Source organism: Streptomyces cyaneofuscatus, from assembly GCF_033109485.1.
Taxonomy (GTDB): domain Bacteria; phylum Actinomycetota; class Actinomycetes; order Streptomycetales; family Streptomycetaceae; genus Streptomyces; species Streptomyces cyaneofuscatus.
In genome coordinates this window covers 5820140-5846964 of sequence record NZ_CP137002.1, presented here as the reverse complement: position 1 = coordinate 5846964, position 26825 = coordinate 5820140, and the positions used below count along the sequence as shown (strand labels likewise).

Genomic DNA, 26825 nt, shown 5'->3' with positions numbered 1-26825 from the left:
CGAGCACCTTCGGGGACGTTGTCCGATGAGAGCCGCACGTCTCGCATCTCCCGTATTTCCCCGTACCCCCTCGCATTCTCCCCTTCCCGTGCGCCGGGCATCGCTCTGCCCTGCCCTGCGCGCGTCGCAGCACCCTCTCCCCCTCCCCCTGCCTGCTCAGGCATGTCTCCAGGAACGCCCATGTCCTCGCGCCGCGCCGCGTGGCCGCTGGTCGCCGTCTTCACCGCCGGCTACCTCGCCTCCTATCTGCTCCCCACCATCGTCGGCCGCCTCAGCGTCCATCTCGGGCTGACTCCCGCCCAGGCGGGCCTGGTCGGCAGTGCTCTGCTGCTGAGCTCGGCGAGTGCCGGGTTCACCCTGGCGGGCCGGGTCGAGCAGTACGGGTCCCGTACCCCGGCCCGCGTCGGTCTGGTGCTGGCCGCCGTCGGGTACGGCTCCGCGGCGCTGGCCGGGTCCGTGCCGCTCGTGGTGGCCTCCGTGGTGGTCGGCGGCTTCGGCTCGGGGGCGGCGACGGCGGTCGCGGCGGCGGGGATCGCCGCACAGCGCGACCCGCACCGGACGTCCTCGCTCGGGCTGCTCACCGTCTCCGCCACGGCGGGCGCCCTCTATCTGACGATCCCGCACCTCGGCGGCGGCCACCGGCTCCCGTTCGCCGCGATCGCCCTGGTCGCCCTGCTCGTCTGGCCCGCGACCACCCGGCTGAACGGCCCCACGGCCCCCGAGGAGTCCGCCTCGCGGATCACCGGCCGCCTGCCGCACCGTCGTTCCGGTCTCGTCCTGGCGGGCGGGATGCTCGTCTGGTCCATGGCGCAGAACGCGCTCTGGGGCGTCAGCAGCCGCATCGGCGTGGTGCAGGTGGGGCTCTCCGAGGTCACCGTCGGCGCGGTGTTCGCCGCCGCCCTCGGCGCGGGCCTGCTGGGCGTCATGGGCGCCGGGGTGCTGGGCGCCCGGGTGGGCCGGGCGGTGCCGATCGGGCTGGGGACCGTGGTCATCGCGGGGAGCATCGTGGTCAGCTCCTCGGCCCGGGACCTGGGCTCGTTCGCGACCGGCGAGATCCTGTGGAACACCGTCTACCCGGTGGTCCTCTCCTACCTGATCGGTCTGGCCGCCTCCCTGGACGTACGCGGCCGCTGGGCGGTCCTGGCGGGCTCGGCCTCCTCCGTGGGCGTGGCCTGCGGCCCGCTGCTGGGCAGCGTGCTCTCCGAGGAGGCCGGCTACCCGGCGATGGGGCTGATCCTCGGCGCGGCAACGCTCCTGGTCGCCGCGCCGGTGACCGCCGTGGCCCTGCACACCGGTGGCCGGCCGCTGGTGCCCGGCTCGGTCCGCCGCCGTGGTGGCGCCCCGGCCGCGCTGCTGGCCGCCACCACCGGCAGCCTGTCCGGTGCCGTGCCGAAGCTCGGCTCACCGGAGCAGGCCGTCACCGAACTCCGCGTACGGCGCAGGCGGCTGGTGCGCAGCGCGATCCGGACCGCCGGTCCGGACGGCGGGCCCGATCAGTCGAACGCGTACGCCTCGACCTCGGACAGGTAGCGCGCCCTGCGCTCCTCGTCGTGGTCGAGGAAGGCCGCCTCGAAGGAGTTCCGGGCCAGGGTGCGCAGCTGCTCCGGGTCCAGGGCGAGCGCGTCCCGTACGGCGTCGAAGTTGTCGCCCGCGTACCCGCCGAAGTAGGCGGGGTCGTCGGAGTTGACCGTGCAGAGGAGCCCCGCCGCCATCATCTCCGGCAGCGGGTGGTCCTTCAGCGTGTCGACCGTGCGCAGCCGTACGTTGGAGAGCGGGCAGAGCGTCAGCGGCACCCGGTCCGCGACCAGCCGCGCCACCAGCTCGGGGTCCTCCATGCAGCGCAGCCCGTGGTCGACGCGCTCCACGCCGAGGACGTCCAGCGCCTCGCGGATGTAGGACGGCGGCCCCTCCTCCCCCGCATGGGCCACCTTGCGCAGACCGAGCGCGGTGGCCGCCTCGTACACCTCGCGGAACTTGGCGGGCGGGTGGCCGACCTCGGCGGAGTCCAGGCCGACGGCGCTGATCCGGTGGAGGTACGGGCGGGCAGCGTCGAGAGTGCCGAGGGCGGCTTCGGCGGAGAGGTCGCGCAGGAAACACAGGATGAGCTGGGTGGAGATGCCGTGGGTCTCCTCGCTGCGCTCCAGCGCCCGGCTCAGCCCCTCGATGACCGTGCCGATCGGGACGCCGCGGGCGGTGTGGGCCTGCGGGTCGAAGAAGATCTCGGCGTGCCGGACGCCCTGGGCGGCGGCGCGGGCCAGGTAGGCGTCGGCGAGTTCGGTGAAGTCCTCCTCCGTCCGCAGCACGGCCATGAGCGCGTAGTAGAGGTCCAGGAAGGACTGGAGGTCGTCGAAGGCGTAGGCCCGGCGCAGTTCGTCGGTGGTGGCGTACGGCAGGGTCACCCCGTTGCGTTCGGCGAGGGCGAAGGCGAGCTCGGGTTCGAGGGTGCCTTCGATGTGGAGGTGGAGTTCTGCCTTGGGGAGGTGCACGGTGTCTCGCAAACGGTGGTGCTGGGTGGGTTCACAACGGTGGTGCGGCTCTTTCGGACTGCGGTGGTTCAGTGATGGTGGCGGGGCGGGAGCGGGACTCTGATCAGGTCCTGCGCGACGGTGAGTTCGCCGTCGAACCCGGCGGCCCGCGCCTGGGTCTCGAAGAGTTCGGGGTCGCTGTAGCGCTGCGAGAAGTGGGTCAGCACCAGATGGCGTACGCCGGACTCCTTGGCCACCCGGGCGGCCTGTCCCGCGGTCAGGTGGCCGTGGTCGGTGGCGAGCTTCTCGTCCTCGTCGAGGAAGGTCGACTCGATGACGAGCATGTCGCACCCTTCGGCGAGCGCGTACACCCCGTCGCAGAGCCGGGTGTCCATGACGAACGCGAACCGCTGCCCGCGCCGGTGCTCGGAGACCTGCTCCAGCGTGACGCCGCCGAGTGCGCCCTCACGCTGGAGGCGGCCGACGTCCGGCCCCGCGATCCCGTGCTCCTTGAGGAGGGCGGGCAGCATGCGGCGGCTGTCGGGCTCGGTGAGGCGGTAACCGTACGACTCGACGGGGTGCGAGAGCCGGTGGCTGTCCAGCGTGTACGAGGGCGTGGTGGCGAGGACCCCGCCGGTTCCGGCGACCGGGGTCTCGGTGAGCCGGACGGTCTCGCGGTAGGCGGTGGCGTACCGCAGCCGGTCGAAGAAGTGCTGCCCGCTCGCCGGGTAGTGGGCGGTGACGGGGTGGCGGACCTGGTCCAGGTTGATGCGCTGGATCACCCCGGCGAGCCCGAGGGAGTGGTCGCCGTGGAAGTGGGTGACGCAGATCCGGTCGATGTCGTGCGCGGCGACCCCGGCCCGGAGCATCTGGCGCTGGGTGCCCTCGCCGGGATCGAAGAGGATGCCCTCGCCGTCCCAGCGCAGCAGATAGCCGTTGTGGTTGCGGTGCCGGGTGGGGACCTGGCTGGCGGTGCCGAGCACCACCAGCTCGCGTACGGACATGGGGAAACGCTCCTGCGCTGCTGCTGTACGGGAAGGGCTATCCGGGGGGCCACTGGAGGCCGCGGCCGCCAAGGACGTGGGCGTGCGCGTGGAAGACGGTCTGGCCGGCGCCGGAGCCGGTGTTGAAGATGATCCGGTATCCGGTGGAGTCGATCTTCTCGTCGGCGGCGACGGCTCCGGCCTCGGTCAGCACGTCGGCGGCGATCTGCGGTTCGGCGGCGGCGAGCGAGGCGGCGTCCGGGTAGTGGACCTTGGGGATGACCAGGACGTGGGTCGGGGCCTGCGGGTTGATGTCGCGGAAGGCGACGGTCGTGTCGCTCTCGCGGACGATGGTCGCCGGGATGTCTCCCGAGACGATCTTGCAGAACAGGCAGTCGGTCTGCGGTTCTCCCGCCATGGCGCCGGGCCTCCTCGTTCGCTGGTGATCAGTAAGGCTCATGCTAGAGCCTCTTGCCCGGCGGCCGGGGCCTGTTCAGCCCCAGCGGCCCGTGCGCCCCAGCAGCAGCGCGGTCGCGGCCGTCCCGGCGGTGGACGTACGCAGCACGCTGCGGCCCAGCCGGTAGGGGCGGGCGCCCGCCTCGGCGAAGGCGGCCAGTTCCTGCGGGGAGACGCCGCCCTCGGGGCCGACGACGAGCACGATCGTTCCGGTGGAGGGGAGTTCGGCGGTGGCGAGGGGGGTGCTGTCGTGGTCGCGGTCCTCGTGCAGCACCCCGGCGAAGTCGGCACCGGCAAGGAGGGCGGCGACCTGCTTGGTCGTCATGGCCTCGGTCACCTCGGGGAAGCGCACCCGGCGGGACTGCTTGCCCGCCTCCCGTGCCGTACTGCGCCACTTCGTCAGGGCCTTGGCCCCTCGATCGCCCTTCCACTGGGTGATGCAGCGGCCGGCCTGCCACGGCACGATCGCGTCGACGCCGGTCTCGGTCATGGTCTCGACGGCCAGTTCGCCCCGGTCGCCCTTGGGGAGCGCCTGGACGACGGTGATCCGGGGCGTGGGCTCCGGCTCCTCGTGCAGACTTTCGACCGCGACGATCAGCCGGTCCTTGCCCTCGGCGGCCCGGACCACGCCCTCCGCCCAGTGGCCGAGCCCGTCGGTGAGGACGACGTCCTCACCGGGCTCCAGCCGCTTGACCGAGACGGCGTGCCGTCCCTCGGGTCCGTCCAGGACGAACTCCGGCCCGGCGGGCATCCGTTCGACGACGAAGACCGGTGCGGTCACCGGGGGCTCCTCATGCTCAGGGCCGTACGAGCGGCCTCCAGTTCGTCGATGAGCAGTTCGATCAGCTCGCCGACGGGCAGTTCGCGGGCCATCCGGTGGCCCTGTCCCGCCCACAGCGCCATGCCCTGGGCGTCCCCCGCCTTCGCGGCGGCCTGGCGCAGGCCGGTGGTCAGGTAGTGGACCTGAGGGTAGGCGGCGGGGGCGTACGGGCCGTGCTCGCGGACGAACCGGTTGACCAGGCCGCGCGCGGGGCGGCCGGAGAAGGCGCGGGTCAGTTCGGTGCGGACGAAGAGCGGGTTGGTCAGGGCCTGCTTGTGGAGCAGGTGGGCGCCGGATTCGGGGCAGATCAGGAAGGCGGTACCGAGCTGGGCGGCGTCGGCGCCCGCCGCGAGGACGGCGGCGATCTGCGAGCCGCGCATCAGGCCGCCGGTGGCGACGATCGGGATCTGCACGGTCTCGCGGACCTTGGTGACGAGGGTGAGCAGCCCGGTGCCGGTGTGGTCGGCCTGCGGGTCGTCGCGGTGGGTGGACTGGTGGCCGCCCGCCTCGACGCCCTGGACGCAGACGGCGTCGGCGCCCGCCCACTGGGCCGCCTGGGCCTCCTCGGCGGAGGTGACCGTCACGATGGTGTACGTCCCCGCCTTGGCGAAGGCGTCCAGCGTGTTGCGGGTGGGGCAGCCGAAGGTGAAGGAGACCACCGGGACGGGGTCCTCCAGCAGGATGGCGACCTTCGCCTCGTACCCGTCGTCGCCGCAGCCGTCGGGGTCGCCGAGCGGGGTCTCGTACCAGGTGGCCTCACCGGCCAGCTGGTGGCGGTAGACCTCCACGGCGCCGGCGTCGGCGAGGGCGGGCTGCGGCATGAAGAGGTTCACACCGAACGGGCCGCCGGTGAGCCGGCGCAGCTGTTTGATCTCGTTGTACATGCCGTCCACCGTCTTGTACCCGGCGGCGAGGAACCCGAGCCCGCCCGCGTCGGCGACGGCCGCGGCGAGCTGGGGTCCGGAAGCGCCGCCCGCCATGGGGGCCTGCACGATCGGATACCGGCAGAGATCGGTCAACGCGGAGGACATGAGCGCATCGTGCCATGTCCGCCGCACAGGGCCGAATCAGCCAGCGAGCGACCTGACCGGTTCTCCCACCGAACGCCGCACCGCCCACCGGTCGGTAACCGATGGGCGGTGCGGTGAAAGGCGGAAAAGGGTTCAGCGGCCGTTGAAGGCGTCCTTCAGCCGGGAGAAGAGACCCTGCTGACCTGGCTGGAACTGACCCAAGGGCCGCTCCTCGCCGCGCAGCTTGGAGAGCTCCCGCAGGAGCCGCTCCTGTTCCGCGTCGAGCTTGGTCGGCGTGATCACCTCGACGTGGACGATCAGGTCGCCCCGGCCGCCGCCGCGCAGGTGGGTGATGCCCCGCCCGTGCAGGGGTACGGACTGGCCGGACTGGGTGCCGGGCCGGATGTCGATCTCCTCGACGCCGTCCAGGGTCTCCAGCGGACACTTCGTACCGAGCGCGGCCGCGGTCATCGGGATGGTGACCGTGCAGTGCAGGTCGTCGCCGCGCCGCTGGAAGACCGAGTGCGGCAGCTCGTGGATCTCGACGTACAGGTCGCCGGGCGGGCCGCCGCCGGGGCCGACCTCGCCCTCACCGGCGAGCTGGATACGGGTGCCGTTGTCGACGCCCGCCGGGATCTTGACGGTGAGCGTGCGGCGCGAGCGGATGCGGCCGTCACCGGCGCACTCCGGGCACGGCGTCGGCACGACCGTACCGAAGCCCTGGCACTGCGGGCAGGGCCGCGAGGTCATGACCTGGCCCAGGAAGGACCGGGTCACCTGCGAGACCTCGCCACGGCCGCGGCACATGTCGCAGGTCTGGGCGGAGGTGCCGGGGGCCGCGCCCTCGCCGCTGCACGTGTTGCAGACGACCGCCGTGTCGACCTGGATGTCCTTGGTGGTGCCGAAGGCCGCCTCGGCGAGGTCGATCTCCAGGCGGATCATGGCGTCCTGGCCGCGCCGGGTGCGCGAGCGGGGCCCGCGCTGCGAGGCCGTTCCGAAGAACGCGTCCATGATGTCGGAGAAGTTGCCGAAGCCGCCGGCTCCGAAACCGCCCGCGCCGCCGCCCCCGCCGTTGGCGGAGAGCGGGTCGCCGCCGAGGTCGTAGACCTGCTTCTTCTGCGGGTCCGAGAGCACCTCGTAAGCGGCGTTGATCTCCTTGAACCGCTCCTGGGTCTTCGGATCCGGGTTGACATCCGGGTGCAGCTCGCGTGCGAGCCGACGGAATGCCTTCTTGATCTCGTCCTGAGATGCGTCGCGGCGCACGCCGAGTACGGCGTAGTAGTCCGTGGCCACTTACGACTCCGCCAGGATCTGTCCGACGTAACGTGCCACTGCGCGTACCGCTCCCATCGTTCCGGGGTAGTCCATGCGGGTCGGTCCGACCACGCCGAGTTTGGCGACTGCCTCGTCGCCCGAACCGTAGCCGACCGCGACGACGGACGTGGACGTGAGGCCCTCGTGGGCGTTCTCGTGCCCGATCCGTACGGTCATGGCTGAGTCCGTGGCCTCACCGAGCAGCTTCAGCAGGACGACCTGCTCCTCCAGTGCTTCCAGCACCGGCCGGATCATCACAGGGAAGTCGTGCCCGAAGCGGGTGAGGTTGGAGGTGCCGCCGATCATCAGCCGCTCCTCCGTCTCCTCGACCAGGGTTTCGAGGAGGGTGGAAAGAACCGTGGAAACCGTCCCACGGTCCTCGCTGTCGAAGGATTCCGGCAGCTCCCGCACCAGTCGCGGGACATCGGCGAAGCGGCGTCCGACGACCCGGCTGTTGAGCCGGGCCCGCAGATCCGCGAGCGATGCCTCACTGAAGGGCGCGGGGCAGTCGATCATACGCTGTTCGACCCGGCCGGTGTCCGTGATCAGGACAAGCATCAGCCGGGCGGGGGCCAGCGAGAGCAGCTCCACGTGCCGCACCGTCGAGCGGGTCAGCGAGGGGTACTGCACGACCGCGACCTGCCGGGTCAGCTGCGCGAGCAGCCGCACGGTCCGGCCGACCACGTCGTCGAGGTCGACCGCGCCGTCGAGGAAGTTCTGGATGGCCCGGCGCTCGGGCGAGGAGAGCGGCTTCACGCCGGCGAGCTTGTCGACGAAGAGGCGGTACCCCTTGTCGGTCGGGATGCGCCCCGCGCTCGTGTGCGGCTGCGCGATGAAGCCCTCGTCCTCCAGCACCGCCATGTCGTTGCGGACGGTGGCCGGGGAGACCCCCAGCTGGTGCCGCTCCGTGAGCGCCTTGGAGCCGACGGGCTCCTCGGTGCCGACATAGTCCTGGACGATGGCGCGCAGCACTTCGAGTCTGCGTTCGCTGAGCATGGCGCACACCTCCAGCTGTCGTTCTCCGGTGTCTTCACTCCGGTATCCGTCTGGCACTCGGTGCGTACGAGTGCCAGCTACCCACCGGTCAGTGTACGGGGGTGAGGTGGGGCGGGGGCAAGGGCGACCGGCCACGCCGCCGCCGAGCCGTGCGGGACGTTGCCGATAGCGTCGCCCCATGGACGTGTTGTGGGAAGACTTCGGCTGGGAGCGGTTGGGTCACGGTATCGGGCGGCGGCGCCTGCCGGGCTGGGATGCCACGGCCGCGCTGGTCGCCGGGGCCGACGGTGTGCTCCTGTACGACACCGGCTCGACCCTGCGCGAGGGCGTCGAGCTGCGCGGGCAGGCCGAGGCGCTGCTCGGCCGCAGGGTGACGCATATCGCACTGAGCCACCCGCACTTCGATCATGTGCTGGGGACGGCGGCGTTCGCGGGGGCGCAGGTGTACGGGGCGGTGGGGATCACCGCGCTGCTGAAGCGTTCGGCGGACGAGCTGACCGGGTCGGCCGTGCACCACGGGCTGGCGGAGGACGAGGCCCACCGGGCGGTGGACACGCTGGTGGTGCCGCACCACGAGGTGACCGGCGAGTGGACCCTCGACCTGGGCGGCGGCCGTCAGGTGCTGCTGGCCAACGTGGGCCCGGGCCACAGCGGCCATGACCTCGCGGTGCTGGTCCCGGGCACGGAAGGGGAGCCTCCGGTGGTGCTCTGCGGGGACCTGGTGGAGGAGTCGGGCGAACCGCAGGCGGGCCGGGACGCGATCCCCTCGCGCTGGCCCGCCGCCCTGGACCGGCTGCTGGAGTTGGGCGGCGAGGGCGCGGTGTACGTACCGGGGCACGGGGCGGTGGTGGACGCGGCGTTCGTCCGGGAGCAGCGGGCGGCGCTGGCGGAGCGGTTCAAGGCGGGGTGAGGGTTGCCGGGCTCCCGGGGTGGGTGGCGGGTTCTCGGGCGGAGTGACGATCTTCGGGGCGGGGTGAGGATTATCGTCTGCCCATGCGCAGCTATCAGCCGGACCTGACCCCGCCGTGGAAGAGGTCCGCCCCCGTGCCCGAGGTCCCCGCCGAACCCGATCTGGTCGTGGAGGAGGTCGCCACCGGTTTCTGCGGGGCGGTGATCCGCTGCGAGAAGACGGCCCAGGGTCCGACGGTGACCCTGGAGGACAGGTTCGGCAAGCACCGGGTCTTCCCGATGGAGCCGCGCGCCTTCCTGCTGGAGGGCAAGGTGGTCACGCTGGTGCGCCCGGGGCCGGGTGGTCCGGTGCGCCCTTCCCGTACGGCCTCCGGCTCCGTCGCCGTGCCCGGTGCGCGGGCCCGGGTGGCGCGGGCCGGGCGGATCTATGTGGAGGGCCGGCACGACGCGGAGCTGGTGGAGCGGGTGTGGGGCGACGACCTGCGCATCGAGGGCGTGGTCGTGGAGTACCTGGAGGGCATCGACGACCTCGCGGCCATCGTGGACGAGTTCTCCCCGGGGCCGGACGCCCGGCTCGGGGTGCTGGTGGACCACCTGGTGACCGGCTCCAAGGAGTCCCGGATCGCGGCGCAGGTCTCGGACCCGCATGTGCTGGTGGTGGGCCACCCGTACATCGACGTGTGGGAGGCGGTGAAGCCGTCGTCGGTGGGGATCGAGGCGTGGCCGGTGGTACCGCGCGGCCAGGACTGGAAGACGGGGGTGTGCCGGGCGCTGGGGTGGCCGGAGAACACCGGGGCGGTCTGGCAGCACATCCTGTCCAAGGTGCACAGCTACAAGGACCTGGAACCGCAGCTGCTGGGAAGGGTCGAAGAGCTGATCGACTTCGTGACGGCCGTCCCGGACTGATCCCAGGCAGGGCCCGGGGGCTCAGTCCACCAGGTCCCGCACCACCGCGTCGGCCAGGAGCCGCCCGCGCAGGGTGAGGACCGCGCGGCCCTCCTCGTACGGGACCGGGTCGAGCAGCCCGTCGGTGAGCGCGCGGCGGGAGGCGGCGAGGCCGTCGGGTTTGAGCAGGTCCAGCGGGCAGCCCTCGCGGAGCCGGAGCTCCAGCAGGATGCGCTCGACCCGGCGGTCCTCCTCGGCGAGGATCTCCCGCCCGGCGCCCGGTGACCGGCCCTCGGAGAGCGCCTGGGCGTACGCGCCCGGGTGCTTCACGTTCCACCAGCGGACGCCGCCGACGTGGCTGTGGGCGCCGGGGCCCGCGCCCCACCAGTCGGCGCCGCGCCAGTACAGCTCGTTGTGGAGGCAGCGGCCGGCCTCGGTGGTGGCCCAGTTGGAGACCTCGTACCAGTCGAACCCGGCGGCGGCGAAGGCCTCGTCGGCGATGAGATAGCGGTCGGCGTGGGCGTCGTCGTCGGTCATCGGGATCTCGCCGCGCCGGATGCGGCGGGCGAGCTGGGTGCCCTCCTCGACGATGAGCGCGTACGCGGAGACGTGGTCGGGGCCCGCGCCGATCGCCGCGTCCAGGGTGGCCCGCCAGTCGTCGTCGGACTCGCCGGGGGTGCCGTAGATCAGGTCGAGGTTGACGTGGTCGAAGCCGGCCGCGCGCGCCTCGGCGACGCAGGCCTCGGGGCGGCCCGGGGTGTGCGTGCGGTCCAGGATCTTCAGGACATGCTGCTTGGCGCTCTGCATCCCGAAGGAGACCCGGTTGAAGCCGCCCTCGCGGAGAGCCGCGAGGTAGGCCGGGTCGACGGACTCCGGATTGGCCTCGGTGGTGATCTCGGCGTCCTCCGCGAGCCCGAACTCCTCCTTGATCGACGCCAGCATCCGTACGAGATCGGCCGCGGGCAGGAGCGTGGGCGTGCCGCCGCCGACGAAGACCGTGCGGACCGGGCGCGGGTCGTCGCCGAGGACCTTGCGGGCCTGGCGGACCTCCTCGATCAGGTGGGCGGCGTAGTTGTCGCGGGAGGCGAGCGCGCCGCCGGAGCCTCGCAGCTCGGTGGCGGTGTAGGTGTTGAAGTCGCAGTAGCCGCAGCGGGTGGCGCAGTACGGGACGTGCAGGTAGAAGCCGAGCGGACGGTCGGCTGCGCCTTCCAGGGCATGGCGGGGCAGCGCCCCGTCGTCGGGTACGGGCTCACCATCGGGCAGTACGGAAGGCATACCGACCATTGTCGCTCGCGCCTGAAGTGCTTAAGTCCGCGTGCTGGTCCGCGTGGAGCACCAGCAGGGCCACGTCGTCGTCCGGCGGCTGCTCGGCGAACTCGTGGACCGCTCGCCGGATCCGCTCGGCCGTCGCGTCGGCGGGCAGCCCGGCGCACCCGGCCAGCACCCGGGCCAGCCCGTCCCCGTCGTCGAACATCAGCGGCCCGGACCGCCGCTCGGTCACCCCGTCCGTGACGCAGAGCAGGGTGTCCCCGGGCGCGAGATCGAAGACCTGGCTCTCGTACGCCACGTCCTCGACGACCCCGAGCAGCACCTGCGGCTCGGCCGCCGGGCGTACGGAGCCGTCGGGGCGCAGCAGCAGCGGCAGCGGGTGCCCGGCGCTGGCCACCGTGCAGCGGACGCCGCCGCCGGGGAGCGGGACGACCTCCCCGTACAGCAGGGAGAGGAAGCGGGACTGGGATCCGTCGTGGAGCTGCTGGCCCCCGGCGGCGGCGACCATCAGGGCGGCGGCCTCGGCGGCCTCCATGGCGTCGTCCAGGAGGAGGCGGTTGAGCCGGTCCAGGACTTCGCCGACGCCGAAGCCCTCGCGGGAGAGCAGGCGGAGCCAGGGGCGGGCGAGGCCGGTGACGACGGCGGCCTCGGGGCCGGAGCCCTGGACGTCGCCGAGGACGAAGCACCAGCGGTCGCCGGGGCACGGGAAGATGTCGTAGAAGTCACCTCCCACCACGCCGTCGTCGCTCGGTTCGTATACGAGGGCGCTGGTGACGCCGGGGATCTCCGCGACCTTGCTGGGGAGCAGGCCGCGCTGGAGGATCCGGCTGATGGTGGCCTGCCGGGTGTAGGCGCGGGCGGCGCCGACGGCGAGGCCGAGACGGCGTACGAAGTCCTCGATGAGCGAGGCGACGGCGTCCGGCACCTGGGCGACGCCCTCCCGGCCGACGAGCACGGTGCCGAGCGCCCGGCCGGCCGCCGTGATCCGGAAGGCGAGGGCGGCGCCGTCGCGGGCGCCGGGCTGCGGAGCCTCGTCCGTGGGCGGGTGCTCATCGGAGGGCGGGTGCTCGTCCGTGGACGGGTGCTCTTCCGTGGGCGGGTGCTCTTCTGCGGGGTGCGCGGACCACGGCACGGGGACGGGTACGGGGCCGGAGCCGACGCCCGCCGGGAGGCGCAGCGGCTCCCGCTCCAGGGCCGTGCGCAGGGGCTCCGTACCGGTCTCGTCGCTGTGCCAGACCCGGGCCAGCCGGGGTTCGGCCCCCGGTCCCCCGCCCTCGGCCTCCAGCCAGATCGCGCACCAGTCCGCGAGCCGGGGCACCAGCAGCTGGCCCGCTATGGCGGCCACCAGGTCCTCGTCGAGCTGCCCGGCGAGCAGGTCGGACGCCTCGGCGAGGAAGGCGGGGGCGCCCCGGCTGTCCCAGACCGCGTCGTCGCGTTCGGTGCGCCGGGCGGCGGGGGCGAGGATCTCGGCGGCGCGCAGGCCGCGCCGGAGGGAGTCCTGGTCGGGCGGGGCGGCCGGGCCGCTCCAGTCGTCGACGGGGAGGCGGGCCCAGACGGTCTTGAGGCCGGTGCGGTAGGTGATGCCCCAGGACTCGGCGAGGGTGGCGACGAGCTGGAGGCCCCGGCCGTACTCGGCGGGGTCGGGGAGGCCGGCGGGTTCCTCGGTCTCCGTACGCGTACGGCCGGGATCTCCGGGCTCGTCGGCGCCGACCGGGCGGGCCGGGTGGTGGTCGGTGACCTCCAGGACGAGGGCGGCCGAGGGCTCGTCGCCGCCCTCCTCCTCCAGCCGGAGCACCAGGTCGACCGTGGTCCCGGCGTGCACGACGGCGTTGGTGACCAGCTCGTTGGTGACGGTCACGGCGTCGTCGGCCAGCCGGTCGCTGAAGCCCACGGCGGCGGGCACCCCGAGCCCGGTCCACTCCGCGAGCGCCGCCCGCACGAACCGGCGGGCGGCGGACGGGGCGAGCGGTATTCCGGGCAGGCTGGTGCGGCTGGCCAGACGCGGGCCGTGCGCGTACCCGGCACGGGCGGTGCCGGGGCGCTGCACGGCGTCCCGCTGGTCCCGCTGGTCCCGCTGCAAGGGGATGGGTGCCACGGTGCCGCTCCTCCGGGTCCGCTGATTCCGACAGAGTGACAGACCGGACGCGCCCATAAGCACCGAGTTACCGAAGTGGGCAGAAAATCGAGCAGTTCGAACGCAAGGCTTCGGAAAACGGCCCCACAGCGGCGCCCCTGTGGCGGCGCGCGATGGTGTACGGGTTTGCATCTGCCGTAACGGCATGTGGTCCGGTGGGTTCCCTCCCCGCTCCACCGAGGAAAGGCACCCGCTCATGCACTTGTCCTTCGTCCCGCCGCGCCGGGTGAAGATCGGTGACGCGGCGGCGTTCGCCGGCACGACGCCGCGGGCGATCCGGCACTATCACGCGATCGGGCTGCTCCCCGAGCCCGAGCGGGGCGGCGACGGGCGCCGCCGCTACGGCCACCAGGACATGATCCGGCTGCTGTGGATCCGCAGGATGGCCGGTGCCGGAATCGCCCTGGACGACATCCGGGACGCCCTCACGGCGGACACGGAGAGCGTGGGCGACGACCGGGAACACGGCGACAGTGGCGGCGGTGACGTTGACGGCGGTGACGGGATCGCGCTCAGCCTGGAACGCCTGGAAAACTCCCTCGCCGCCCAGGAGGCCGTGCTGCGCCGGCAGCGGACCGCCGTGCAGCGCATGCGCGCCGAGGGCAGCCGCATGGGCTTGCTCTCCGATGTCGTGACCGACCGTTTCAAGAGCCTGCCAGAGGGGTCCCTGCGCCAGGGGGAGCTGGACACGCTGCTGGTCACGGAGCGGATCTTCGGCCCCTTGGGCGCAGCCGTCCAGGCCACCCGTTTCATCGCCCTGGCCACCCATCCCGCCCTGCGGGCGGAGTCCGATCGCGTCGACGCCGCCGAGGAGGCGCTCGACGACACCGTTGCCGTCGACGATCCGCGGGTGGCCCGGGTGGCCGCCGAGCGGTACGCCTTCGAAGGCGCCTTGGATGCCTTCATCGAGGAGTCCGGTCTGGCCGGGGACGACGATGCCCTGTTCGAGGCCTGGGACGCCCGGGACTCCGCCACCACCGACCAGGAGGAGGACGAGGAGGAGGCAGAGGACGACGACGGGGGCGGCGACCGCGGTTCCGGCGGACGGAGGGCGCGCACCATGAGCGCGTTCGAAGCGGTGGGCAGAATGCCGTACGACTTCTCCCCCGCCCGTCTGCGCTGCATGGAACTGGCCGAACAGCTCGCGGCCCAGGACACACCCACGGCCTGAACCACGGGCCGGCCGGCGGCCAGGAGTGGGGAAACCGGGTTCCGTCGCGGCGATGAGCCTGCGGGCGTCCGCGGGTCTACCCCTGGAGAGACGACCGACTCACCAGGAGCACGCCATGGGCCTCATCCACATCGAGCTGTTCGCGACCCTCGACCTCGTCGGGCAGGCGCCCGGCGGACCCGACGAGGACCCGCTCGGGTTCCCGTTCGGCGGCTGGCAGGCGCCCCTGCTGGACAAGGTCACCGAGGCGCAGATCGGTGGAGCGTACGAGGGCACGGACGCCCTCCTGCTCGGCCGGCGGACCTACGACATCTTCGCCGCCCACTGGCCTCACCAGGAGGGCGGCGAGGACGACGGGATCGCCACGCTCTTCAACAGCGTCCCGAAATACGTGGCCTCCCGCGGCGGGCCCGACCTCTCGTGGGCCGGGTCGACGCTGCTCGGCCCGGACCTGGCTGCCTCGGTGCGCGAGATCCGTGACCGGCACGAACACGTGAAAGTCGTCGGGAGCCTGAACCTCGTGCAGAGCCTCCTGCGCGAGAAGCTCTTCGACCGCCTGGACCTCTGGCTGCACCCCATCGTGCTCGGCGTCGGCAAGAAGGTGTTCGACGGGGGCGCGGTGCCCACCAACCTGACGCTCCTCGCCCCACCGGCAGCCGGCCCGAAGGGCACGGTGTACCTGCGGTACGGGCTGGCCGACGGCACTCCCGCGACGGGGGACATGAGCGCACCGGACCGCGGCACCGGAAGCTAGCGCGCTCGTTCACGACCGCCGACCGGGCCATGGACGGCGTACGGGGTGGCCGGACACCCGTCGGTGTCCGGCCACCCCGTCCGCGTACACAAGGCGCTTCGGCGCTTCGGCCCTTCGGACTACGCCTCGCGCGATCCCGCGTACATCTCGTCGATCAGCCCCTGGTACTCCCGCTCGACGACGGGCCGCTTCAGCTTGAGGCTCGGGGTCAGCTCGCCGTGCTCGACGTCCAGGTCGCGCGGCAGGAGGCGGAACTTCTTGATGGTCTGCCAGCGCTGGAGGCCCTCGTTGAGGCGCTGTACGTACCCGTCGATGAGCTCGACGGTCTGCGGGGCGGCGACCACCTCCGCGTACTCCTTGCCCTCCAGGCCGTTCTCGGCGGCCCAGTTCAGGATGGTGGGGCCGTCGAGGGCGATGAGCGCGGTGCAGAAGTTACGGTCCGCGCCGTGCACCAGGATGTTGGAGACGAACGGGCAGACCGCCTTGAACTGGCCCTCGACCTCGGCCGGGGCGACGTACTTGCCGCCCGACGTCTTGATCAGGTCCTTCTTGCGGTCGGTGATACGCAGGTAGCCGTCGGCCGACAGTTCGCCGATGTCCCCGGTGTGGAACCAGCCGTCCGACTCCAGGACCTCTTCGGTCTTCTCGGGCAGCTTGTGGTAGCCCTGCATGATGCCGGGGCCGCGCAGCAGGATCTCGCCGTCCTCCGCGATGCGCACCTCGGTGCCGGGGAGCGGCTTGCCGACGGTGCCGGTGCGGTAGGCCTCGCCCGGGTTGACGAAGGAGGCGGCGCTGCTCTCGGTGAGGCCGTAGCCCTCCAGGATGTGCACGCCGGCGCCCGCGAAGAAGTAGCCGATGTCGGGGGCGAGGGCGGCGGAGCCGGAGATGCAGGCGCGCAGCCGGCCGCCGAAGGCGTCGCGGATCTTGGAGAAGACCAGCGTGTCGGCGACCTTGTGCTTGGCGCCGAGCGCGAAGGGGACGGACGCCTTGCCGGTACGGCGGAAGTTGTCCTGGGAGACCTTGGCGTACTCACGGCCCACGCCGGCCGCCCACTGGAAGATCTTGTACTTGGCGCCGCCGCCCGCGCGGGCCTTGGAGGCGACCCCGTTGTAGACCTTCTCGAAGATCCGGGGGACGGCCGCCATGTAGGTCGGCTGGACCACCGGCAGGTTCTCGATGATCTTGTCGATGCGGCCGTCGATCGCGGTGACGTGGCCGACCTCGATCTGGCCCGAGGTCAGGACCTTGCCGAAGACGTGGGCGAGCGGCAGCCAGAGGTACTGCACGTCCTCGGCGGTGATCAGCCCTGTCGCCACGGTGGCCTTGGCCATGTACGACCAGTTGTCGTGCGGAAGCCGTACACCCTTGGGGCGGCCGGTGGTGCCCGAGGTGTAGATGAGGGTGGCGAGCTGGTCGGCCGTGATGGCGGAGACCCGGTCGGTGACCGCGTCCGGGGTCTTGGCGAGGAGCTCGTTGCCCCGGGCCTCCAGGTCGTCGAGGGTGATGATCCAGCCCTCGGGGTCGCCCTCGGCGGGCTCGACGCCGGCCGGGTCGATGACGACGACATGGGCGAGGTCGGGCAGCTCGGTGCGGCGCTCACGGGCCTTGGCCAACTGCTCGGCGTCCTCGGCGATGAGGATGCGGCTCTCGGAGTCGGCCAGGATGAAGGCGGACTCCTCCGCGTTCGTCGAGGGGTAGACCGTGGTGGTCGCGGCGCCCGCGCACATCACACCGAGGTCGATGAGGATCCACTCGACCCGGGTGGCGGAGGAGAGGGCGACCCGCTCCTCGGGCTGCACGCCGAGCGCGATGAGCCCGGCGGCGATCGCGTAGACCCGCTTCGCGGCCTGTCCCCAGCTCAGCGACTTCCAGTCGTCGGGGCCCTCGCCCGAGGCCGACGGCACCGGATAGCGGTACGCCTCCCCGTCCGGGGTCGCCGCCACGCGGTCGATGAAGAGGGCCGCCACGGAGGGCGGCCGGTTATCGATCAAGGTCTGTGTGTCGCTCACGACGTCCTCCGGGCCTGCGGCATTGCTCCGACCGGCTTCTTTGATCCTGCGACTACTGCGACTGAGCGTCGCTGTCCTGTGCTGCTGTCCTGCTGCGCAACCTGCTTGTTCGGCTTGTTTAACTGGCGAGTAACCATCGATGCGTGATCAGAGTAGAGGGCACTCGTCCGCCACGTAAGAGGCAACGAGCCGCCGCTTTCATAACGAAAGGGCCCTCACTCCGCACGTTACTGCGGTGTGAGGGCCCTTCGGACGACTCATCGGCGAGCGTCGGCCTGATCGTCGGCAGGCGTCGGCGCGGGGGCTACTTCTTGCCCTTGCCCTCGCCGGCGGACTCGTCGGTCGACAGGACGGAGATGAAGGCGTCCTGCGGGACCTCCACGTTGCCGACCATCTTCATCCGCTTCTTGCCCTCCTTCTGCTTCTCCAGCAGCTTCCGCTTACGGGAGATGTCACCGCCGTAGCACTTGGCGAGGACGTCCTTGCGGATGGCGCGGACCGTCTCACGGGCGATGACCCGGGCGCCGATGGCGGCCTGGATCGGCACCTCGAAGTTCTGCCGCGGGATGAGCTTCTGCAGCTTGGCGACGAGCCGGACGCCGTACGCGTACGCCTTGTCCTTGTGGGTGACCGCGGAGAACGCGTCCACCTTGTCGCCGTGCAGCAGGATGTCGACCTTGACGAGCTGGGCCGACTGCTCGCCGGTGGGCTCGTAGTCGAGGGAGGCGTAACCGCGGGTCTTGGACTTCAGCTGGTCGAAGAAGTCGAAGACGATCTCGGCGAGGGGCAGGGTGTAGCGGATCTCGACCCGGTCCTCGGAGAGGTAGTCCATGCCGAGCAGGGTGCCGCGTCGGCCCTGGCAGAGCTCCATGATCGCGCCGATGAACTCGCTGGGGGCCAGCACCGTGGCGCGGACGACCGGCTCGTGCACCTTGTCGATCTTGCCCTCGGGGAACTCGCTCGGGTTGGTGACGACGTGCTCGGTGCCGTCCTCCATCTCGACCCGGTAGACCACGTTGGGCGCGGTGGCGATCAGGTCGAGGCCGAACTCGCGCTCCAGCCGCTCACGGACCACGTCCAGGTGGAGCAGGCCGAGGAAGCCGACGCGGAAGCCGAAGCCGAGCGCGGCGGAGGTCTCCGGCTCGTAGACCAGGGCGGCGTCGTTGAGCTGGAGCTTGTCCAGCGCCTCGCGCAGGTCCGGGTAGTCCGATCCGTCCAGCGGATACAGCCCCGAGAAGACCATCGGCTTGGGGTCCTTGTAGCCGCCCAGCGCCTCGGTCGCCCCGTTCTGCAGGGAGGTGATCGTGTCACCGACCTTGGACTGCCGCACGTCCTTCACACCGGTGATGATGTAGCCGACCTCGCCCACGCCGATGCCGTCGGCCGGGGTCATCTCCGGGGAGGACACCCCGATCTCCAGCAGCTCGTGGGTGGCGCCGGTCGACATCATCTTGATGCGCTCGCGCTTGTTGAGCTGCCCGTCGACGACACGGACGTACGTCACGACACCGCGGTACGAGTCGTAGACCGAGTCGAAGATCATCGCGCGGGCGGGGGCGTCCGCGACGCCGACCGGGGCGGGCACGTCCCGCACCACCCGGTCGAGCAGCGCGTCCACGCCGACACCGGTCTTGGCGGAGACCTTCAGCACGTCCTCCGGCTGGCAGCCGATGAGGTTGGCCAGCTCCTCGGAGAACTTCTCCGGCTGCGCGGCGGGCAGGTCGATCTTGTTGAGCACCGGGACGATGGTGAGGTCGTTCTCCATCGCCAGGTAGAGGTTGGCCAGCGTCTGGGCCTCGATGCCCTGTGCGGCGTCGACCAGCAGGATCGTGCCCTCACAGGCCGCGAGCGAACGCGAGACCTCGTAGGTGAAGTCCACGTGGCCCGGGGTGTCGATCATGTTGAGGATGTGGGTGGTCCCCGTGTCCTCGCCCGTGTTGGGCGCCCAGGGCAGCCGGACCGCCTGGGACTTGATGGTGATGCCGCGCTCGCGCTCGATGTCCATCCGGTCGAGGTACTGAGCACGCATCTGCCGCTGGTCGACCACTCCGGTCAGCTGAAGCATCCGGTCGGCAAGGGTCGACTTGCCGTGGTCGATATGCGCGATGATGCAGAAATTGCGGATCAGCGCCGGGTCGGTACGGCTCGGCTCGGGCACGTTGGAAGGAGTCGCGGGCACGCAGGGTCCTGATTCTTGAGACGCCGAACGCCGTGTCTCGGGTCGATGTCGGGTCGGTCGGATCGTCGGTCGGATCGATACGTAGGCTCCATCGTCCCACGCCTGCGGGACCGCGACCGGTTTGGGCCGGTCGGAGGGTGACTGCTACCGTGGACAGCTGTGCCTCGTGGCTCTCACGAGCGGCGCGGCTCACCTAGTAGATCCAATCGAACCTGAAAAGGCTCTTTCGTGGCGAACATCAAGTCCCAGATCAAGCGGAACAAGACCAACGAGAAGGCGCGCCTGCGCAACAAGGCCGTCAAGTCGTCGCTCAAGACCGCGATCCGCAAGGCCCGCGAGGCCGTCGTTGCCGGTGACGTCGAGAAGGCCACCACGGCCGTCCGCGACGCCTCCCGTCAGCTCGACAAGGCTGTCTCGAAGGGTGTCATCCACAAGAACGCCGCCGCCAACAAGAAGTCGGCGCTGGCGTCCAAGGTTGCCTCCCTGCAGGCCTGAGCTTCTTCCCGAAGCTCACTGATGTGACCGCCGGAACGGACCAGACGGGCCCTCTCTCCCGCCCCTGACCGGCACCCCGCGCCGCACACCGAACCTGCGTTCGCCACGCGGGTGCGACGCACCAAGAGCGTGACCCGGAAGCCCCGGGCGCCGATCTCCCCAGATCAGCGCTGCGGGGCTTCCGTGCGTACGGGGCATTTCCAGCCCGTCCGGGGTATTCCTTCCAGCCCGTCCGGCGTTTGAGGACGGAACCGGACACGCCAGAGCCCCGCACCCAGTGGTGAACCGTGAGGGCTACCGCCCCGCCCTCGCAGCCCGCGCAACAGCGACGACGGCCTTCTCCAGGGCGTACTCCGGATCGTCCCCCCCACCCTTCACCCCCGCATCCGCCGCCGCCACGGCCCGCAGGGCCGAGGCCACCCCGTCCGGCGTCCACCCCCGCATCTGCTGCCGCACCCGGTCGATCTTCCACGGCGGCATCCCCAGCTCGCGGGCGAGGTCCGCCGGCCGCCCGCCCCGCGCGGAGGACAGCTTCCCGATCGCCCGCACCCCCTGCGCCAGCGCACTGGTGATCAGCACCGGCGCGACCCCGGTCGACAGCGACCACCGCAACGCCTCCAGCGCCTCCGCCGCCCGCCCCTCGACCGCCCGGTCGGCGACGGTGAACGACGACGCCTCCGCCCGCCCCGTGTAGTAGCGCCCGACGACCGCCTCGTCGATCGTCCCTTCGACATCCGCGATCAGCTGCGACACCGCACTGGCCAGCTCCCGCAGATCGCTGCCGATGGAGTCGACCAGCGCCTGGCACGCCTCCGGCGTCGCGGACCGCCCGTGGGTCCGGAACTCCGACCGTACGAAGGAGAGCCGCTCGGCCGGCTTGGTGGTCTTCGGGCAGGCGACCTCCCGGGCCCCGGCCTTGCGCGCCGCGTCCAGCAACCCCTTGCCCTTGGCCCCGCCCGCGTGCAGCAGGACGAGCGTGATCTCCTCGACCGGCGCCCCGAGATACGCCTTGACGTCCTTGACCGTGTCGGCCGCGAGATCCTGCGCATTACGCACGATCACGACCTTGCGCTCGGCGAAGAGCGAGGGGCTGGTGAGCTCGGCGAGCGTGCCGGGCTGCAACTGGTCGGACGCCAGATCACGGACATCCGTATCGGCGTCGGCAGCGCGGGCCGCCGCCACCACCTGCTGCACCGCACGGTCCAGGAGGAGGTCCTCCTGGCCCACGGCGAGGGTGAGAGGGGCGAGCGGATCGTCGGTGGAATTCTTCCTGGTGGCCATCGCGATCCAGCATCCCATGCCCCACTGACAGCCCGGATGCCCCGCCGCCCCGGGGTCGGGGGCACAGATGCCCGTACCGGAGAATGACCGGGTGAGCGATGTGAGACATGTACTGGTGCTGCCCGACCGCGACGCCGCGGAGGAGGTGGCCGGGGAGCTGGCGGACCGTTTCGGGGTCGCCGAGGAACCCCAGCTCGTACGGGACGCCCTGGCCGGCGAGGACGACGCCGAGGACGCCCAGTGGCTGGTGGTCGTGGAGGACCCGGCCGGACGCCTGGACCCTGCCTCGCTGGACGAGTTCGCGGCGGAGTACGAGGGGTGGCTGGAGAAGCCGTAGCACCCGGGCCCGAACGGGAGCGAAAGACCTAGGTCCCGTGGCCGACGCGCACCGCACCGGGCGGCGGTTAGCGTGACGGCCATGATCACCCCGGAACCTCCCCGCAGCCCGGAACAGCGCCTGCGCGACACCCTCGGCCGCCTCCGCGACGACCAGGACGCATGGGTGGCCACCGCGTCCCCGGACGGCATCCCCTGCCTGGTGCCCCTGTGGTTCGCGTGGGACGGGGCCACCTTGCTCATGGCGACCCGGAGGACCAACCCGACGGCGGTCAACGTGACCCCCACCGGCGCGATCAGGGTCACCCTCGGCACCCCCCGCGATGTGGTGCTCATCAAGGGGGAGGCGGAGATCGTCGAGGGGACGGCCCTCCCCACCGACGACGGCGACGCGTTCGCGGCGAAGCTCGGGTGGGACCCGCGGAAGAGCGCTCCGTGTGTGTACCTCCGCATCACCCCGCACACCGTCCAGGCCTGGCGGGAGGAGAACGAGCAGGCCGGCCGTGACCTGATGCGCTCCGGCACCTGGCTGGTCCAGCCCTCCTCCCCCGCCACCGCCGACCGGTCAGCCCTCCCCTCCTGAACGGCCCACCGCCCGCAGCTCCTTGCCCGCCCCCGTCACCGCGATGGCCCCGTCGGTGTCGGTCCGCAGGACCCGCGCCCCGGCGGCCCTGAGCGCGTCGACGGTACGGGGGGCGGGGTGGCCGTACGGGTTGTCAGCGCCGCAGGAGATGAGCGCCAGCCTCGGCCGTACGCTGTCCAGCAGCCCCGCGTCCTGGAAGCCCGAGCCGTGGTGGGCCACCTTGAGGACGTCCACCCGGGGCAGCCCCGCCGGGCTGTGCAGCAACCCCCGCTGGGCCGGTGGTTCGAGGTCGCCGAGGAGCAGCAGCGTCAGCCCGCCCGCCGCCCGTACGTGCAAGGTCACGCTGGAGTCGTTCGGCCCGCCCACCCCCTTCACCACTCCTCCAGGGCCGTCGCGCGGCCAGAGGACCCGCCACTCCAGCGGCCCCGCCCGACGCCGCTCACCGGGCACGGCCCGCACCATCGCGACCCGAGCGGCGGCCGCCGTACGCCGGACGAACGCGGCCTGCTCGGGCGGCTCGTCGAGGCTCGTCGTCTGGACCGCGCCAACGGCCCTGCCCCGCAGCACGCCGGGCAGCCCCCTCACATGGTCGGCGTGGAAGTGGGTGAGGATCACGAGCGGGACGCGGGTGACCCCGAGATCGCGCAGGCAGCGGTCGACCGAGCGGGGGTCGGGTCCGGCGTCGACGACCACACCCGTCCCCTCCCCGGCCGCGAGCACCATCGCGTCGCCCTGCCCCACGTCGCACAGCGCGAACGCCCAGCCGGGCGGCGGCCACCCGGTCATGATCCGGGTCAGCGGGACCGGCCGCAGCACCACCAGGACCAGGAGCAGCGCGGCGGCAAGGCAGAGCCAGGGATGGCGGATGAGCCGAGGGGCGAGCAGCACGGACAGGACCGTGAGGAGCGCGAGGAGAGCGGCGCCGGCCCACCCCCCGGGCCACGGGGCCTCCGCCCCGGGAAGGTCCGCCCCCGTGCGGGCCACCGAGGCGATCCACCCGGCCGGCCAGCCCGCGACCCACGCCAGCAGTTCGGCCACCGGAGGGGCGACCGGGGCGACGGCCAGCGCCGCGAACCCGAACACCGTCGCGGGCGCCACCGCGAACTCCGCCAGCAGGTTGCACGGAATCGCCACCAGGCTCACCCGCGAGGCCAGGACCACCACCACGGGCGCGCACACCGCCTGCGCCGCCGCTGCCGCCGCCAGCACCTCGGCGAACCGGACCGGCATCCCCCGCCGCTGGAGCGCCGCGCTCCACCGCGGCGCGAGCGTCAGCAGGGCCCCCGTGGCCAGGACCGACAGCAGGAACCCGTAACTCCGGGCCAGCCAGGGGTCGTACAGCACCAGGAGCACCACGGCCGCCGCCAGGGCGGGAATCAGGGACCTGCGGCGGCCGGTCCCGATGGCGAGCAGGGTGATCAGACCGCAGGCCGCCGCGCGCAGGACGCTCGGCTCGGGACGGCAGACGACGATGAAGAGGAGCGTCAGCCCGCCGCCGATCAGCGCGGTCCCCCGCAGGGAGATACCCATCTTCGGCGCCAGACCTCGCCTTTCGCTGTTCAGCGCCGATCCGGGCGGGCCGATGAGGAGGAAGAGCAGGATCGACAGATTGGCTCCTGACACCGCCAGCAGGTGGGTCAAGTCCGTTGCCTTGAAAGCGTCATGGAGCTCCGGCGGGACCCTGGAGGTGTCTCCGACCACCAGCCCCGGCAGCAGCGCCCGCGCGTCGGCGTCGAGACCGTCCGTCGCCTCCCGCAGTCCGGAGCGCAGCTCCCCCGCCGCGCGCTGGACGGCCGTCGGGGGCCCGGTGATCCGGGGCGGCCCTTCGGTGTCCACCCGCAGGACGGCGGCCAGGCGTTCACCCTCGTGGGCGGGGGGTGAGAGGCGGCCGCCGACGCGGAGCCGGGTGGACGGCAGGAGCTCCTGCCACCTCGCCCGGTCGTCCCCGGGCGAGACCATGAGGAGCACAGGTGTACGGACCCGGGTGCGGCGGCCGTCGGGGGCGGCCACCTCGGTGATGTCCGCGTTGAGCAGGAGCATGGCGGGGGTGCTGTGGCTGCCCCGCACGCCGGGGCGGGTCGGCCGGGGGTCCGAGGTGACCCGCACCTCGGCGTCGACCCGCGCATGCTCCTGCGCCAGCCCGGGGACGGGCCCTCGCCGCACGTCGGCGCCGTGCAGTCCGGCCGTGGCCCCGCCCGCCGCCGCGCAGAGCAGCACGGCTCCCGCCGCGACGGCCCGCTTGCGTCCGGCAGGTGCCGCGGCCGACCTGCCCCCGGACGGTGCGGCGGCCCGCCTGGGTCCGGAGGGCACGATGGCCCGCCTGCCTCCGGCGGACGCGGCCGCCAGGAGCGTGAGCGCCACGACGGCACAGACCACCACCCCTACGGCCACCCAACGTCCCGGAAGTCCCAGCGCGAGCGCCGCGGCCGCCCAGACCGCCAGCGCCGGTGGGACGAGCCGCAGATCCGTCGGCCCCTCCTCCCGGACCCGAGCCGTCCCCGGCACTCCGCTCGGGGTGGCGGTGGCGCCCCGGTCGGCCACACTCGCCTCGGGGCCGTTCATGGCTGCACGAGCGGTCGGAGGTCGGCGAACCGGCGGTCACCGATGCCGTTGACCTGCCGGAGCTCGTCCACGGACCGGAATCCGCCGTTCTCCGTGCGGTGGTCGATGATGTGCTGGGCCAGCACGGGCCCGACCCCCGGCAGGGTTTCGAGCTGCTCCTTGGTCGCCACGCTCAGGCTCAGCAGTGCCGCAGGACCGGCCGTCCCCGGTGCGCCCGCCGCCCCGCCGGTCGCGCCGAGGGCGGCCGGGGCCTGGGGCAGCCCCACCGCTACCTGCTCGCCGTCCATGAGCACGCGCGCCCGGTTGAGCCCCGTCACATCGGTCCCGGCGCGCACCCCGCCTGCCGCCCGGAGCGCGTCCGCCACCCTGGAGCCGGCAGGCAGGCGCTGGACGCCCGGGCGGTGCACCTTGCCGCTGACATCCACGACGATCTCCCCGACCGGTTCGGGAGGAGGGGAAGGCGGAGCGCCCGCGACCGGCCGGGGCACCGGGTCCGCGCCTGTGGCCCGTAACGGATCCCCGGCCACCGCCGCGGCCCCCGCCTCCACCGTCTCGGGCGCACGCACCCCCTGCGGACGCACGGACCAGAAGTGGAAGGCGGCGAGGCCGACGGCGGCCACCAGCACCAGGGCCAGCGCCGCAAGCGTCCGGGGCGCCATCCCCCACCTGATCCGCACCCATAAGGGCACCCGGTCCCAGAGCCCCGACACCACACGCCCGGCCTGTGAGGGACCAGCTGTCCGGCCCTGGACGCCCTCTCCCTCGCGGTCATCAGACAGTGGGTACGTGCCGGGACCGGACTCAGGAACCACACCCGGACCGGGCTCAGGAGCCAAACCTGGACTCGGCTCAGCAGCCACCTCCGCACCCGGTCCACCCGCCATCAGCGCGTCCGCCCGGCGCCTCGCGGCCGCCGCGGCCAGGGCGGCACGGCCCCGCGCGGACCCCTGCCTGCCAGAGCGGGCGCCGGACCGGGCGCCGGGACGGACCCCCGCCCGGCCGCTCGGACGGCTGCCGGGACCGCGCCGCACCCGGCGCCCTCCCGCCGGAGCACGTTCGGCGGCGGCCGCCGCTCCTGCGGCCGGATCACCGAAAGCCGGTGCCGGGGCACGTTCGGCAGACAGCAACGAAGACGGAGAGGCCGCAGGCGGGGCGGCGGCGGACAAGTGGTCAGCGGCGGCAGAAGCGTGGTCGGGGATCGACACCCGAGAAGTTCGAAGGGCCATGCCTCACGACGTTAGGCACACCCGCCCGAACCCGCTGAGCAGCCCCGATTCCTGTGGACAACCGGCCAGTTGTGGATATCCCGGTCACCCGTCCGTGGGCTCCGGCGTCGTCACCGCGGAGCGATCACCGAGGCGAGATAACCGCGCCCAGCAGCCCCGGCCCCGTGTGCGCCCCGATCACCGCGCCCACCTCGCTGACATGGAGGTCGGCCAGCCCCGGCACCCGTTCCCGCAGCCGCTCGGCCAGGCGCTCCGCCCGCTCCGGCGCGGCGAGGTGGTGGACGGCGATGTCCACCGCCGCCTCACCGGCCCGCTCGGCGACGATCTCCTCCAGGCGGGCGATGGCCTTGGACGCCGTCCGTACCTTCTCCAGCATCTCGATCCGGCCGCCGTCGAGCTGGAGGATCGGCTTCACCGCGAGCGCGGATCCCAGCAGCGCCTGGGCCGTGCCGATACGGCCGCCCCTGCGGAGGTAGTCGAGGGTGTCGACATAGAAATACGCGGATGTTCCGGCGGCCCGCTTCTCCGCCGCCGCCACGATCTCGTCCGGACTGCCGCCCGCCTCCGCGCTCTCCGCGGCCGCGAGGGCGCAGAAGCCCAGGGCCATGGCGACCATGCCCGTGTCCACCACGCGTACCGGGATCGGGGCGTCCTTCGCCGCGAGCAGCGCGGCGTCGTACGTGCCCGAGAACTCCGCCGACAGGTGCAGGGAGACCACGGCTTCGGCCCCGCCGTCAGCCGCCGCCCGGTAGGTCGCGGCGAACACCTCGGGGCTGGGGCGCGAGGTGGTCACGGAGTGGCGTTTCTGCAGGGCCAGGGCGAGCGAGCGGGCAGAGATCTCCGTGCCCTCCTCCAGCGCCTGATCGCCCAGGACGACGGTCAGCGGCACCGCGGTGATGCCGTGCCGTTCCATCGTCCGGCGCGGCAGGTAGGCCGTTGAATCAGTGACGATAGCGACATGGCGGGACATGAGCCGGAGGTTACCTGC

General features: G+C 72.5%; 23 protein-coding genes. 8 read left to right on the top strand and 15 right to left on the bottom strand.

The features are described from left to right. The first annotated feature begins 180 nt into the window (after positions 1 to 180). The gene (locus tag R2B67_RS25585; protein ID WP_317821330.1) at positions 181 to 1530 is read left to right on the top strand and encodes an MFS transporter; all 1350 of its coding nucleotides are present in this window, start codon (positions 181 to 183) and stop codon (positions 1528 to 1530) included. Here R2B67_RS25585 and R2B67_RS25580 read toward each other — a convergent pair. From R2B67_RS25580 to hrcA, 7 genes are all read right to left on the bottom strand, one after another. Next, complete coding sequence (locus tag R2B67_RS25580; protein WP_109977637.1) at positions 1494 to 2486, bottom strand: adenosine deaminase; 993 nt, start codon at positions 2484 to 2486, stop codon at positions 1494 to 1496. The genes R2B67_RS25585 and R2B67_RS25580 overlap by 37 nt on opposite strands. A 68-nt stretch (positions 2487 to 2554) precedes the next feature. Further along, positions 2555 to 3469: a ribonuclease Z gene (locus R2B67_RS25575; protein WP_317821328.1), complete on the bottom strand. Its 915-nt coding sequence runs from the start codon at positions 3467 to 3469 to the stop codon at positions 2555 to 2557. A 37-nt stretch (positions 3470 to 3506) separates the two neighbouring features. Next, positions 3507 to 3866, bottom strand: a complete 360-nt coding sequence (locus tag R2B67_RS25570) for a histidine triad nucleotide-binding protein (protein ID WP_018511546.1) — start codon at positions 3864 to 3866, stop codon at positions 3507 to 3509. A 75-nt stretch (positions 3867 to 3941) separates the two neighbouring features. Next, complete coding sequence (locus tag R2B67_RS25565) at positions 3942 to 4685, bottom strand: 16S rRNA (uracil(1498)-N(3))-methyltransferase (RefSeq protein ID WP_317821326.1); 744 nt, start codon at positions 4683 to 4685, stop codon at positions 3942 to 3944. Then, the gene (locus R2B67_RS25560) at positions 4682 to 5755 is read right to left on the bottom strand and encodes a nitronate monooxygenase (RefSeq protein ID WP_317821325.1); all 1074 of its coding nucleotides are present in this window, start codon (positions 5753 to 5755) and stop codon (positions 4682 to 4684) included. Before R2B67_RS25560 ends, R2B67_RS25565 begins: the two co-directional genes overlap by 4 nt. Positions 5756 to 5887: 132 nt before the next feature. Further along, the gene (dnaJ, locus tag R2B67_RS25555; protein ID WP_018511543.1) at positions 5888 to 7027 is read right to left on the bottom strand and encodes a molecular chaperone DnaJ; all 1140 of its coding nucleotides are present in this window, start codon (positions 7025 to 7027) and stop codon (positions 5888 to 5890) included. Beyond that, complete coding sequence (gene hrcA / locus R2B67_RS25550; RefSeq protein ID WP_018511542.1) at positions 7028 to 8044, bottom strand: heat-inducible transcriptional repressor HrcA; 1017 nt, start codon at positions 8042 to 8044, stop codon at positions 7028 to 7030. It abuts the gene before it with no gap. A gap of 178 nt (positions 8045 to 8222) precedes the next feature. Here hrcA and R2B67_RS25545 point away from each other — a divergent pair, with 178 nt between their 5' ends. Both R2B67_RS25545 and R2B67_RS25540 read left to right on the top strand, forming a co-directional pair. After that, positions 8223 to 8954 carry an MBL fold metallo-hydrolase gene (locus tag R2B67_RS25545; RefSeq protein WP_317821323.1) on the top strand — a complete coding sequence of 244 codons (732 nt, stop codon included), beginning with the start codon at positions 8223 to 8225 and terminating at the stop codon, positions 8952 to 8954. Between the two features lie 83 nt (positions 8955 to 9037). Beyond that, positions 9038 to 9859 (top strand): DUF3097 domain-containing protein, encoded by an 822-nt coding sequence (locus R2B67_RS25540; protein WP_317821321.1) that lies wholly within the window; start codon positions 9038 to 9040, stop codon positions 9857 to 9859. 21 nt (positions 9860 to 9880) lie between these two features. On the opposite strand, the gene hemW is transcribed toward R2B67_RS25540, so the two are convergent. Then, complete coding sequence (hemW, locus tag R2B67_RS25535; protein WP_317821319.1) at positions 9881 to 11122, bottom strand: radical SAM family heme chaperone HemW; 1242 nt, start codon at positions 11120 to 11122, stop codon at positions 9881 to 9883. Further along, positions 11088 to 13202: a SpoIIE family protein phosphatase gene (locus tag R2B67_RS25530; RefSeq protein WP_317821318.1), complete on the bottom strand. Its 2115-nt coding sequence runs from the start codon at positions 13200 to 13202 to the stop codon at positions 11088 to 11090. The genes hemW and R2B67_RS25530 overlap by 35 nt, the downstream gene beginning before the upstream one ends. Positions 13203 to 13437: 235 nt before the next feature. Between R2B67_RS25530 and R2B67_RS25525 the strand changes: the two genes are divergently transcribed. Continuing rightward, the gene (locus R2B67_RS25525; protein ID WP_317821317.1) at positions 13438 to 14412 is read left to right on the top strand and encodes a MerR family transcriptional regulator; all 975 of its coding nucleotides are present in this window, start codon (positions 13438 to 13440) and stop codon (positions 14410 to 14412) included. A 115-nt stretch (positions 14413 to 14527) separates the two neighbouring features. Then, positions 14528 to 15166: a dihydrofolate reductase family protein gene (locus R2B67_RS25520; protein ID WP_317821315.1), complete on the top strand. Its 639-nt coding sequence runs from the start codon at positions 14528 to 14530 to the stop codon at positions 15164 to 15166. A 119-nt stretch (positions 15167 to 15285) separates the two neighbouring features. Here the strand turns inward: R2B67_RS25520 and R2B67_RS25515 are convergent, their stop codons facing one another. Beyond that, positions 15286 to 17175: an AMP-dependent synthetase/ligase gene (locus R2B67_RS25515; RefSeq protein WP_317821314.1), complete on the bottom strand. Its 1890-nt coding sequence runs from the start codon at positions 17173 to 17175 to the stop codon at positions 15286 to 15288. Between the two features lie 304 nt (positions 17176 to 17479). After that, complete coding sequence (gene lepA / locus R2B67_RS25510) at positions 17480 to 19354, bottom strand: translation elongation factor 4 (RefSeq protein ID WP_237325818.1); 1875 nt, start codon at positions 19352 to 19354, stop codon at positions 17480 to 17482. A 228-nt stretch (positions 19355 to 19582) separates the two neighbouring features. Here lepA and rpsT point away from each other — a divergent pair, with 228 nt between their 5' ends. Continuing rightward, positions 19583 to 19849, top strand: a complete 267-nt coding sequence (gene rpsT, locus R2B67_RS25505) for a 30S ribosomal protein S20 (RefSeq protein ID WP_003969243.1) — start codon at positions 19583 to 19585, stop codon at positions 19847 to 19849. 294 nt (positions 19850 to 20143) lie between these two features. Here the strand turns inward: rpsT and holA are convergent, their stop codons facing one another. Then, entirely contained in the window at positions 20144 to 21130 is a 987-nt protein-coding gene (gene holA, locus R2B67_RS25500; protein ID WP_018511533.1) for a DNA polymerase III subunit delta, read from the bottom strand. Positions 21131 to 21221: 91 nt separating this feature from the next. Here holA and R2B67_RS25495 point away from each other — a divergent pair, with 91 nt between their 5' ends. Together R2B67_RS25495 and R2B67_RS25490 are read left to right on the top strand one after the other, a co-directional pair. Beyond that, entirely contained in the window at positions 21222 to 21467 is a 246-nt protein-coding gene (locus R2B67_RS25495; protein WP_026241389.1) for a hypothetical protein, read from the top strand. A gap of 81 nt (positions 21468 to 21548) precedes the next feature. Beyond that, the gene (locus R2B67_RS25490; RefSeq protein WP_317821309.1) at positions 21549 to 22049 is read left to right on the top strand and encodes a pyridoxamine 5'-phosphate oxidase family protein; all 501 of its coding nucleotides are present in this window, start codon (positions 21549 to 21551) and stop codon (positions 22047 to 22049) included. On the opposite strand, the gene R2B67_RS25485 is transcribed toward R2B67_RS25490, so the two are convergent. From R2B67_RS25485 to R2B67_RS25475, 3 genes are all read right to left on the bottom strand, one after another. After that, positions 22032 to 24611: a ComEC/Rec2 family competence protein gene (locus R2B67_RS25485; protein ID WP_317821307.1), complete on the bottom strand. Its 2580-nt coding sequence runs from the start codon at positions 24609 to 24611 to the stop codon at positions 22032 to 22034. The genes R2B67_RS25490 and R2B67_RS25485 overlap by 18 nt on opposite strands. After that, positions 24608 to 25495 carry a ComEA family DNA-binding protein gene (locus R2B67_RS25480; RefSeq protein WP_317821305.1) on the bottom strand — a complete coding sequence of 296 codons (888 nt, stop codon included), beginning with the start codon at positions 25493 to 25495 and terminating at the stop codon, positions 24608 to 24610. The genes R2B67_RS25485 and R2B67_RS25480 overlap by 4 nt, the downstream gene beginning before the upstream one ends. A gap of 466 nt (positions 25496 to 25961) precedes the next feature. Then, positions 25962 to 26807 carry a DegV family protein gene (locus R2B67_RS25475; RefSeq protein ID WP_317821304.1) on the bottom strand — a complete coding sequence of 282 codons (846 nt, stop codon included), beginning with the start codon at positions 26805 to 26807 and terminating at the stop codon, positions 25962 to 25964. Positions 26808 to 26825: the final 18 nt, after the last annotated feature.

Bases quoted from the DNA above. Each gene is read 5' to 3' on its own strand.
- R2B67_RS25540 (WP_317821321.1), top strand. From the start codon at position 9,038: ATGCGCAGCTATCAGCCGGACCTGACCCCGCCGTGGAAGAGGTCCGCC.
- R2B67_RS25480 (WP_317821305.1), bottom strand. From the start codon at position 25,495: ATGGCGGGTGGACCGGGTGCGGAGGTGGCTGCTGAGCCGAGTCCAGGT.
- R2B67_RS25525 (WP_317821317.1), top strand. From the start codon at position 13,438: ATGCACTTGTCCTTCGTCCCGCCGCGCCGGGTGAAGATCGGTGACGCG.
- hemW (WP_317821319.1), bottom strand. From the start codon at position 11,122: ATGGTCGGTATGCCTTCCGTACTGCCCGATGGTGAGCCCGTACCCGAC.
- hrcA (WP_018511542.1), bottom strand. From the start codon at position 8,044: ATGCTCAGCGAACGCAGACTCGAAGTGCTGCGCGCCATCGTCCAGGAC.
- R2B67_RS25490 (WP_317821309.1), top strand. From the start codon at position 21,549: ATGATCACCCCGGAACCTCCCCGCAGCCCGGAACAGCGCCTGCGCGAC.
- holA (WP_018511533.1), bottom strand. From the start codon at position 21,130: ATGGCCACCAGGAAGAATTCCACCGACGATCCGCTCGCCCCTCTCACC.
- R2B67_RS25545 (WP_317821323.1), top strand. From the start codon at position 8,223: ATGGACGTGTTGTGGGAAGACTTCGGCTGGGAGCGGTTGGGTCACGGT.
- R2B67_RS25475 (WP_317821304.1), bottom strand. From the start codon at position 26,807: ATGTCCCGCCATGTCGCTATCGTCACTGATTCAACGGCCTACCTGCCG.
- R2B67_RS25575 (WP_317821328.1), bottom strand. From the start codon at position 3,469: ATGTCCGTACGCGAGCTGGTGGTGCTCGGCACCGCCAGCCAGGTCCCC.
- R2B67_RS25485 (WP_317821307.1), bottom strand. From the start codon at position 24,611: ATGAACGGCCCCGAGGCGAGTGTGGCCGACCGGGGCGCCACCGCCACC.
- R2B67_RS25520 (WP_317821315.1), top strand. From the start codon at position 14,528: ATGGGCCTCATCCACATCGAGCTGTTCGCGACCCTCGACCTCGTCGGG.
- R2B67_RS25570 (WP_018511546.1), bottom strand. From the start codon at position 3,866: ATGGCGGGAGAACCGCAGACCGACTGCCTGTTCTGCAAGATCGTCTCG.
- R2B67_RS25585 (WP_317821330.1), top strand. From the start codon at position 181: ATGTCCTCGCGCCGCGCCGCGTGGCCGCTGGTCGCCGTCTTCACCGCC.
- R2B67_RS25560 (WP_317821325.1), bottom strand. From the start codon at position 5,755: ATGTCCTCCGCGTTGACCGATCTCTGCCGGTATCCGATCGTGCAGGCC.